Genomic DNA, 7,512 nt, shown 5'->3' on the forward strand with positions numbered 1-7,512 from the left:
CCCGGCGGACCGACCGGCCCGCCGGGACGGGAGACCGGTCCGAAGGCTCCAAGCCCTCGTCCCGGGCGCGACCCCACCCGGTCGCGCCCGGGACCTGCCCCGCGAGGGAGAACCCCTTGACCCGCAACCCCCTGGGCACACCCGGCCCCCACGGCACACCCGCCTTCGGCGCACACCGCCGCACACGGCGCCCCTCGGCGCCCCGCGCACAGCGCTCTTCGGCACGCCGCACACAGCGCTCTTCGGCGCGCCGCACCCGCCGGTTCCTCGCCCTCACGGCGGGGACCGCGATGGTCGCCGCGACCCTGGCCGCGCCGTCCTCGCCCGCCTCCGCCGAGGCCCGCACCGCCCAGCCGAAGCCGCGCCTCGCGGCCGACTGCACCCCCGCGCAGGTCGTCGCCAACGGCGGCTTCGAGAGCGGCACCTCGCCCTGGACGGCGTCCAGCAACGTGATCTTCACGGGCGGCGGCCAGACCGCGCACTCCGGCAGCCGGTTCGCCCGCCTGGACGGCACCGGGAGCACGCACACCGACACGCTGTCCCAGACGGTGACGCTGCCCGCCGGATGCTCCGCGGCGTCCCTGTCGTTCTGGCTGCACGTCGACACCGGCGAGTCCCCCGGTTCGATCGCCTACGACAAGCTCACCGCGAAAATCGGCTCGACCACGCTCGCGACCTACTCCAACCAGGACGCGGCGAGCGGCTACACCAAGAAGACCTTCGACGTGTCCGCGTACGCGGGCCAGACGGTCACGCTCACGTTCACCGGCACCGAGGACGTGAGCCTCCAGACCAGCTTCGTGCTGGACGACATCGCCCTGGACGTCTCCGGCGGCTCCACCCCGCCCTCCGGGGACACCCGCACCCCCGCCGCGCCGTCCTACACGGTGAACCTCACCAGCGACGCGTCCGGCGGGACCTGGACCGGGCACGAGTCGGCGTCCTTCACGAACGCCTCGGCGACCCCGCTCAACGAGGTCTACCTGCGGCTGTGGGACAACTACCACGGCAACTGCCCGTCCACCCCGATCACGGTCTCCAACGTCACCGGCGGGACCGCCGGGTCGCTGGAGGTCGGCTGCACCGCGCTGAAGATCACCCTGCCCGCGCCGCTGAACCAGGGGCAGAGCGGGACGGTCGGCTTCGACCTCAGCATCGTCGTGCCGTCCGGCGCGGACCGGTTCGGCCGGGACGGGGCCTACAACTTCATCGGCAACGCCCTGCCCGTGCTGGCCGTCCGGGACGCCGCGGGCTGGCACCTGGACCCGTACACCAACAACGGCGAGTCGTTCTACTCGCTGGCCTCGGACTTCAAGGTCACCCTCGACCACCCGACCTCGCTCGCGGTCCCCGCCACCGGCTCCTCGACCGACACGCCCGGCTCGTCCGGCCGGACGGTCACCACGGCGACGGCGGCCAAGGTGCGCGACTTCGCGTGGGCGGCCGGCCCGTTCCAGAAGGTCTCCGGCACCTCGGCCGGCGGCGTGAAGGTCAACGTCTACTGGGTGAGCGGGATCTCGTCCTCGTCCGCGCAGTCGATGCTGACCACCTCGACGAACGCGCTGGACGCGCACTCCTCGCGGTTCGGGGCCTACCCGTACGGCGAGGCGGACGTCGTGCTCGACAACAACTTCTGGTTCGGCGGCATGGAGTACCCGGGGTTCGTCCTCGACCTGGTCAGCTCCACCGCGCTCGCGCACGAGTTCGCCCACCAGTGGTGGTACGGGATCGTCGGCGACGACGAGTACAACGCGCCCTGGCTGGACGAGGCGTTCGCCGACTACGCGACCGACCTGTACTTCGGCAGCACCGGGTCGGGCTGCTGGTCGAGCGTGTCGTGGGCGTCGTCCGCCGAGAAGATCACCAACTCGATGGCGTACTGGGACGCGCATTCGTCGCGGTACTCCACGGTCGTCTACAACTACGGCAAGTGCGCGCTGCACGACCTGCGGCGCGTCATCGGCGACACCGCCATGGCCACGATGCTGCGCAACTACGCGCAGTCCCACTGGTACGGGGTCTCCACGACGGCGGAGTTCAAGGCCGCGGCGCAGGCCGCGACCACCACGGACCTGACGTCGTTCTGGACCACGCACCGCATCGAAGGCTGACCGGAGCCGTATCGGGGTCGGCCGGCACCGCGCCGGCGGCCCCACGGCACCGCGTCGAAGACCGACCGCGCCGCCCCGGGGCCTGCCCCCGAGTCCCGGGGCCGGCGCGGTTCAGGCCCCGCCCCCCGCCTGTGTCCGCCCCGTCCACCCCGGACGGGGCGGACGCATGCGCGGAGGAAACTGTGCGGGGAAGGACGGGAGGCACGGGACGGATGCCCGTCCCGGGGCAGGATGAGGTCCGGAATTCCCGTCCGAACGTTCGTTTGGGTCTTCCACTGTGACCTGGCTCTCCGGAAGGCTGTGCACATGGAGGAGAAGATCGCGCTCGTCACCGGGGCCACGTCGGGGATCGGGAAGGAGACCGCGCGCGAGCTCGCCCGGCGCGGCTTCCGCGTCGGCATCGTGGCCCGCAACCCCACCCGCGCGGACCGGACGGCCGAGGAGCTGGCCGCGAGCGTCCCGGGCGCGATCTTCGACCTGTTCCTGGCCGACCTGTCGGCGCTGGAGGACGTCCGGCACGCGGCCGAGCGCGTGCACGCCGCCTACGGGCACCTGGACGTCCTGGTCAACAACGCGGGCGTGCACCTGCTGCGGGCCAAGACCAGCGCGGACGGCCACGACCGGATGATCGCGACCAACCACCTCGGCCCGTTCCTGCTCACCGAGCTGCTGCTCGGCCCGCTGGAGAAGGCCGGGCGCGCGGACGGGGCGCGCGTGGTGACCGTGGCGTCCGAGGCGCACCGGCACGCGGGCCGCCTGGACCCCGAGCGGTTCGCCGAGCCCGCCCCGTACGGGCCGTCCGGATCGTTCCGCGTGTACGCGCGGTCGAAGCTGCTCAACATCCTGTTCACCCAGGAGCTCGCCGAGCGCCTCGACGGCACGGGCGTCACCGCGAACGCGGTATGCCCGGGAATGGTCGCGACCGGCATCGGGCGGGCCGTCCCCGGGGCCGGACGCGTCGCCGGGCTGCTGTCCCACACGCCCGCGCTGCGGACGCCCGCGCAGGGCGCGAAGGCCGTCGTCCGCGTGGCCACCGACCCCCGGTTCGCGACCCGGACGGGCGAGTACGTGACGTCCACACCGGGCGCGGGGCTGCTGCCCCGCTCGGGTCCCCTCAAGGACGCCGAGCTCCGGCGGGCCGTCTGGGAGCGTTCCTCCGCACTTGTCGGGCTGCCCAGCCGCTAACGTTGCCCCTGTGAGCCACCCGTACGACCCTTCGAGGCCGCAGCCGGGCCAGTCCTACCCGCAGCCCGGCCGCCCTTACCCGCAGCAGGGCGGCCCCTACCCGCAGCAGGGCGGGCCCTACCCGCAGCCCGGGCCTCCGCCCGCGCCCGGCTGGGCCCCCGCCCCCGGAGGCCCCGGTGCGCCCGGCGGTTACGGGCACGGCCCGGCGGGGCCCGGCGCCCCACGTCCGCAAGGGCACGGGTTCACGCCCGTGCCGGGCGCCCAGGGCGGTCCCGGTCCGCAGGGGTACGGGAGCGTGCCCGGCCAGATGCCCCCCGGCGGCTCGGCGGGGCCGATCGTGCCTGTCGTCAGAGGGCGCGGGTTCAAGGACCTGGGCTCCGGCGTGGCGTACTTCCTGCGCGGTCTGGCGTGGGTGGCGCGGCGGCCCGGGAAATGGCTGTTCGGGCTGATCCCGGCGGTGATCGTGCTGGCCGTGTACGTGGTGTTGCTGGGCTCCCTCGCGTGGAAGCTGGACGACGCCGCCGCCTGGGTCACGCCGTTCGCCGACCACTGGTCGCCCGGGACGCGCACCGCGACGCACGTGGTCGCGGGCATCGCGCTGTTCGGCGCGGCGTCGTTCCTCGCCGTCCTGACGTTCACCGCGCTGACGCTGCTGGTCGGCGACCCGTTCTACGAGCGGATCGCGGTCGCGGTCGAGGAGTCGCTGGGCGGCGCGCCGCCCGAGCCGGACGTCCCGCTGGCCACGCAGATCGCCCGGGCGCTGAAGGACGCGCTGATCCTCGGCCTGTTCGCGGTGGTCTTCGGGCTGCTGTTCTTCGTGCTCGGATTCCTGCCGGTGGTGGGGCAGACCGTGGTGCCGGTCGTCGCGGCGTGCGTGTCGGGCTATTTCCTGGCGGGCGAGCTGACGTCCGTCATGCTGGAACGGCGCGGACTGCTGCGCCGCGACCGCTTCGCTCTGCTGCGTGCGCACCGGTCACTCGCCGTGGGTTTCGGCGCGACCGCATTCGTGGTCTTCCTCATCCCCCTGGGCGCGGTGCTGGCCATGCCCGGTGCGGTCGCCGGCGGCGCGCTGCTCGCACGGGAACGCCTTGTGCCTGCGATTCCCGGGCCGAATGGAGATCGCGTCTCCCCGCCGTATCACTGAGGCGATAGAAAGATGTGTCCGGAGCGTAATTACCGGCCGGTCCCTAATGAGTGATCTTCGCGTAACGTGTGCCGCATGTCCGATCAGGGGGAGCGCGGAACGCGCTGGACCGACATGAGCGAGAACGGAGCCGACGGGGAGATGGCGGACGCGCCCACCGGCCCGCTGCCCGCACAGCCCGCCGCCGGGCGCGCTCCGCGGGCCGACGCCCGGACCTCGACCTCGCCCCGCAGTTCGTTCCCCGAGATCGAGGTGAAGGTCCCCGAGGTCTCGATCCCCGAGCCCACCGGACGCACCGAGTTCTCCGACCCCGACCCGGTCCCGGCGCCCGTCGAGGACGAGCCCGAGCCCGAGTACCACGACGTCTGGGGCAAGGTCGAGGCCCCGCACCTGCGCAGAGGCCCGGCCGAGGAGCCGCCGTCCGCCGCGCCCGCTGACGAGTTCGGCGCTGCCGCCGACGTGCCCGCCGCCGCTTCCGGTGAGCAGGAGCCCGCGTCGGTCCCCGCCTCCCACGCGGACGAGCCCGTCCGCCACGAGCACGCGCCCCACGAGCACGAGTACGCGCCCGGTGAGCACGAGGCTGCGCGCCGCGAGCACGAGGCCGCGCCCCGCGAGCACGAGGCCGCGCGCCGCGAGCACGAGCCCGCGCGCCGGGCGGACGAGCCCGCGCCCTACGGGCACGACTCCGCGGACGGCGAGTACGGCTCGGCACCGCACGAGCAGGAGTCTGCGCCGCAGGGGCGTGGCGCTGAGGCTCGGGTGGACGAGTACGCGGCGCGGGCCTATGAGGCGGCGCCGTCCGTTGAGGCGAAGCTGCCGCAGGAGACGCGGGATCTGGCGGACGTCGTGGGGCCGGTCGATTTCGGCGCCGGGGCGAGCCGCGAGTACGAGGCGGGCGGCCCGGATTCGGGGCCGTGGTGGCATGACGAGCCGCGCGAGCCCGTTCCTGCCTGGGAGGAGCCGAAACCGGCCCCCGCGCATGAGCGTGCTCCGTCCGTCCGCGAGGCCATGGGCACGGGCCCGGCCGCGTCCGGCGTCGGCCATTCGGTGGAAAACGCCGCGCACGTCCCCGCGCGCGGCCAGGATGTGCCGGTGGCTTCCGCACACGATGACATCAAGGTCGCTCCGGTGGAGGAGCAGGGCGGCCAGGCCGCCTGGGAGGGCTCGCTGTTCGAGGGCGGCCCCGACCACTCCGGGGCCGACCAGCACGGCGGCGACGGCCGGTACGCGGCCGTGGCCGATCCGACCGCGGCGTCCGCGACGGCGCGTCCGGGACGGCCGAGCAGCGGGAACTGGCAGATGCCGGGCTGGATGGCGGACGAGAAGTCGGCCGACTCCATGCTCGGCGGCGACGGCCCGGACGGGCACTCCGGCGGGTTCGACGAGGACTCCGGGAAGGGCCGGTCGTCCCGGGTTGCGCTGTTCGGCGGCGTCGGCCTGCTGGTCGTGGCGCTGATCGCGGCCGGCGGCGTCTACTTCATGCAGAAGAAGAAGGACTCGCCCGCCGCGTCCACCACCGAGGACCGGCCGAACCTGCCCGCCGCGACGCAGAAGAAGCACCCGCCTAAGGTCCAGCTTCCGCCGGAGAAGCCGCTGGCGAAGTTCGCCGGGAAGCCCGGGAAGGTCGCCGGGCGGGCGAGCGACGAGAAGTCCGGGCTGTCGTATCCGCGGTTCGCCGAGCCGTGGCAGGTGGCGACCAAGAAGAACAAGCTGGCGGTGACCGGCTGGTCGGGCCAGCAGGTCCTGGTCACCGAGAAGCACGGCGAGCAGGCGGGGGGCGGCCGGCTGCTCACCGGGACGCTGGCCCCGGCGCTGCAGTCGCACTACAAGGGCCCGGAGAGCCTCCGGACGGTCGCGGCGCTCGCGGCGAACGGCTTCGAGAAGGACTACTACGGGTTCCAGCACGACTCGGCGCCGCTGGCCTCGCAGGAGCTGTCGGTCGGCACGCACAAGGGCTGGCTGGTCGCGGAGTACTACAAGTACAAGCGGCCCGGCGTCCGGGCGACCGGCGAGGTCGTGGTCACCGCGGTCGTGGACACCGGCCACAAGGCCCCGGCGGTCGTGTTCGCCTCGCTGCCGAACACCCAGCGCAAGCTGTGGCCGGACCTCAACCTCTTCGTGGACGGGCTCAAGGTCGCTCCCTGACCTGACCTGACCGGACGCCCCGTCTCCGGCTCGCTCGCCCGGGACAACCGAACGCCATTCCAATAAGCTCTCGCTTACATCCGAGCGAGAGGTGCGGCCATGGCGATCGGACTGACCGAGGAGCACGAGGCGCTCGCCGCGTCCGTGCGGGGACTGGTCGAGCGGCACGGGGTGGACCGGGCGGCCCGGGCCGCCGTCCAGGACGGCCAGGACGGGCGCGCGGGCCTGCGGCGGCCCGTGTTCTGGGACGCGCTCGCCGCGCAGGGCCTGCTCGGACTGCATCTGGCCGAGGCGCACGGCGGGCAGGGCGGCGGCCTGCTGGACCAGGCGGTGGTGCTGGAGGAGCTGGGCCGCGCGCTCGCTCCGGGCGCCCACCTGCCGACCGTCCTGGGGTCCGCGATCATCGAGGCGGGGGGCGGGAAGCCCGCCGCCGCGCTCCTTCCGGCCCTGGCGGACGGGTCGCGCACGGCGGCCGTCGCGCTCACCGGTGCGCTGTCCGGGGACGGCGGAACGGTCGGCCCGGTCCTCGGCGCGCCCCTCGCCGACCTGCTCGTCCTGCCCCTGGACGGCGGTGACCGCTGGGTCGTCGTGGACGCGGCCGATGTCCAGGTGGAGCCGCTCGAATCGCTCGACCTGACCCGTCCGGTCGGGCAGGTGACGGTCGACGGGCTCGCGGGCGCCGACCCCGACTGGATCATCGAGGGCGTGGACGGGCGGGCGCTCGCGACCGTCCTGCTGGGGGCGGAGGCGTGCGGCGTCGCGGCCCGCGCCCTGGACGACGCGGTCGCCTACGCCAAGCTGCGCGAGCAGTTCGGCCGGCCGATCGGGAGGTTCCAGGGCGTCAAGCACCGGTGCGGCCGGATGCTGATCGACCTCGAACGCGCCCGCGCCGCCGTCTGGGACGCCGCCCGCGCGCTGTCCGAGGAC

At 74.1% G+C, this 7,512-nt stretch carries 5 protein-coding genes; all 5 read left to right on the forward strand.

The genetic code is table 11. The features are described from left to right. Nucleotides 1-290 precede the first annotated feature (290 nt). Entirely contained in the window at nt 291-2,111 is a 1,821-nt protein-coding gene (locus AB0J52_RS20020; RefSeq protein WP_500183102.1) for a M1 family metallopeptidase, read from the forward strand. 306 nt (nt 2,112-2,417) lie between these two features. Further along, a complete protein-coding gene (locus tag AB0J52_RS20025; protein WP_500183103.1) occupies nt 2,418-3,296 on the forward strand; it encodes an SDR family NAD(P)-dependent oxidoreductase in 879 nt (292 codons plus the stop codon). Nucleotides 3,297-3,306: 10 nt separating this feature from the next. After that, nucleotides 3,307-4,440, forward strand: a complete 1,134-nt coding sequence (locus AB0J52_RS20030) for an EI24 domain-containing protein (RefSeq protein WP_500183104.1) — start codon at nt 3,307-3,309, stop codon at nt 4,438-4,440. A 75-nt stretch (nt 4,441-4,515) separates the two neighbouring features. Then, nucleotides 4,516-6,585: a hypothetical protein gene (locus AB0J52_RS20035; protein WP_500183105.1), complete on the forward strand. Its 2,070-nt coding sequence runs from the start codon at nt 4,516-4,518 to the stop codon at nt 6,583-6,585. Between the two features lie 99 nt (nt 6,586-6,684). After that, a partial coding sequence (locus tag AB0J52_RS20040) for an acyl-CoA dehydrogenase family protein (RefSeq protein WP_500183106.1) occupies nt 6,685-7,512 on the forward strand: 828 nt, incomplete at its 3' end.

Source organism: Spirillospora sp. NPDC049652 (assembly GCF_040675125.1).
Classification (GTDB): Bacteria; Actinomycetota; Actinomycetes; order Streptosporangiales; family Streptosporangiaceae; genus Spirillospora.